Source organism: Actinomycetota bacterium, assembly GCA_030682655.1.
Lineage (GTDB): Bacteria > Actinomycetota > Coriobacteriia > Anaerosomatales > JAUXNU01 > JAUXNU01.
This window is the reverse complement of record JAUXNU010000073.1, coordinates 1-1,710: the sequence shown is the minus strand read 5'-3', so window position 1 is coordinate 1,710 and position 1,710 is coordinate 1. Positions and strand designations below refer to the sequence as shown.

The window sequence follows — 1,710 nt, the reverse complement described above, 5'->3', positions numbered from 1 at the left end:
ACGTCGAGTCCGATGTGTGTAAGCTCAGTCATGGCCGGTCCCTCCGTCTGTCGGCGCCGCGGGCCAAATCCCGCGGACGATCCACGTATACACCGGATCGGGCCGGCCATCTCATAGTGACTAGGCGTGTTTCGTCACCTTAGGTATGGTGCTATAATCTGCACCAGCATTCAGGTCGTCATTGGAGGCGAGTATGGGCACCGCTGTCAAGTTCTCGGAGGACATCGTTCCTCTTGGTGACATGAAGGTGAACCCGGGCAAGATCGTGCGCCGTGTTGACGAGACCGGTCGTCCGATTCTGCTGACCAGCCACGGACGCGGTGTCGCGGTCGTGCAGGCGCTGTCTGAGTACGAAGCCGCTCAAGAGGAGCGTGAGTTCATGCGTGCCGTCGTTGCCGGCCTCGCTGACATCGACGCTGGCCGTGTGGTTCCGCTCGCGGAAGTGAAGCGCCGCCTGGGTCTTGACTGATGGCTGCACGCATCGGAATCGACTTCGCCAAGTCCGCTGAGGACGACGTGGACGACATCGTTGCGTGGTACGCGTCTGAGCAGATGCCGGAAGTCGGCATGCGGTTGGTCGCAGGCATCATCGAACACGTGGAGCAGCTGGCAACGTTCCCGGACAGCGGCAAGATCGTCCCTGAGTTCGACACGCCATGGCTTCGCGAACTCGAGCAGCCGCCATACCGGATCGTGTACCGTCGCGAGGACACAGTCGTCACCATCGTTCGCGTACTGCGCAGCGAACGGCTCATGGACCTGAGTCTGGACGAAAACGCCTAACCCGCGCTTCCACTCGACTCGCGCCAGGTGTCGCATAATGGAAGCGCAAGCTCGCGAGTGAAGCGCAAAGACGTTAGTGACACTCAGGGGATGGGGCTCATGTCGCTGCCCGACGAAGCGCTCCTCGCACGCAAGTGCGTCATCAGCGTGATGGGTGCGCACGCCGGTGAGGACGCGGCCGCAATCTTCAGTCGGAAGATCAGCGATTGCGGGGAGGTTGGCCGCACCTTCTGGGTCGCGAAGTCAGCGAAGGCACGCCCTGCCTAGGTGCAGGCAATCTGCAGCGCCTCGCACGGCTACGTGATCTTCATCGAACCTGCCACCCCCGGCGGCGCACGCCCAACCAAGGAATCGGACTCCGCAACTGAGTATTCGCCTGACCGTGCCACGTGGCTCCCGCTGCCAAGCGGACTCGGACCGGTCACTGGGCAGATGGACGATTCCGCCGCCGCGCTGGTCTTCGATCAACTCACAACAGACGTGGACCACCGCACCCTCGACCTGTGGGGATACGTGGACGATGCGGATTCGAACAGGCCACTCAAGTTCATCCTCGGACTGTCTACGGCATGTGCCGTTCAGAAGGATATGTCGGTGCACCCCAATCGCATGAAGTCTCGCTACCGTCGAATAGTGGCCGTAGCACGACTTGCAGAGCCGTACTGTGTCTGGGTCAGATAGGTCACTAACCCCGGCTTCGACTTCGCGCTCCATCGGCTACCATGACAGTCGTCGGGTGCGTCTAATGCCGTAACACGTTGATATGAGATGGCGAGTCTACCTCGTAGGTCTCATGGTGGTCTTCGCCCTTGAGTAGATGCAAGCGGGCGGGCACATGGGAACGGCGATCGACCATGCTGATATCCGGGGATTGGAACCCCACATCTCGGTCCTGCCGGAGCCTGCCTCCCACTAGAAGCGCGCTTA

4 protein-coding genes are annotated in these 1,710 nt (G+C 61.2%); all 4 read left to right on the top strand.

Features of this window, described 5'->3' with window-relative positions; all coding sequences use genetic code 11:
* Positions 1-193 precede the first annotated feature (193 nt).
* From Q8K99_04390 to Q8K99_04375, 4 genes are read left to right on the top strand one after another with little or no spacing between them, the layout of a single operon-like run.
* Positions 194-469, top strand: a complete 276-nt coding sequence (locus Q8K99_04390) for a type II toxin-antitoxin system Phd/YefM family antitoxin (protein ID MDP2181791.1) — start codon at positions 194-196, stop codon at positions 467-469.
* Positions 469-783, top strand: coding sequence for a type II toxin-antitoxin system RelE/ParE family toxin (locus Q8K99_04385; protein MDP2181790.1), 315 nt, complete (start codon positions 469-471; stop codon positions 781-783). The genes Q8K99_04390 and Q8K99_04385 overlap by 1 nt, the downstream gene beginning before the upstream one ends.
* Positions 784-840: 57 nt before the next feature.
* On the top strand, positions 841-1,050 hold the full coding sequence (locus tag Q8K99_04380) for a hypothetical protein (protein MDP2181789.1): 210 nt from the start codon (positions 841-843) through the stop codon (positions 1,048-1,050).
* Entirely contained in the window at positions 1,051-1,464 is a 414-nt protein-coding gene (locus Q8K99_04375) for a hypothetical protein (protein MDP2181788.1), read from the top strand.
* Positions 1,465-1,710: the final 246 nt, after the last annotated feature.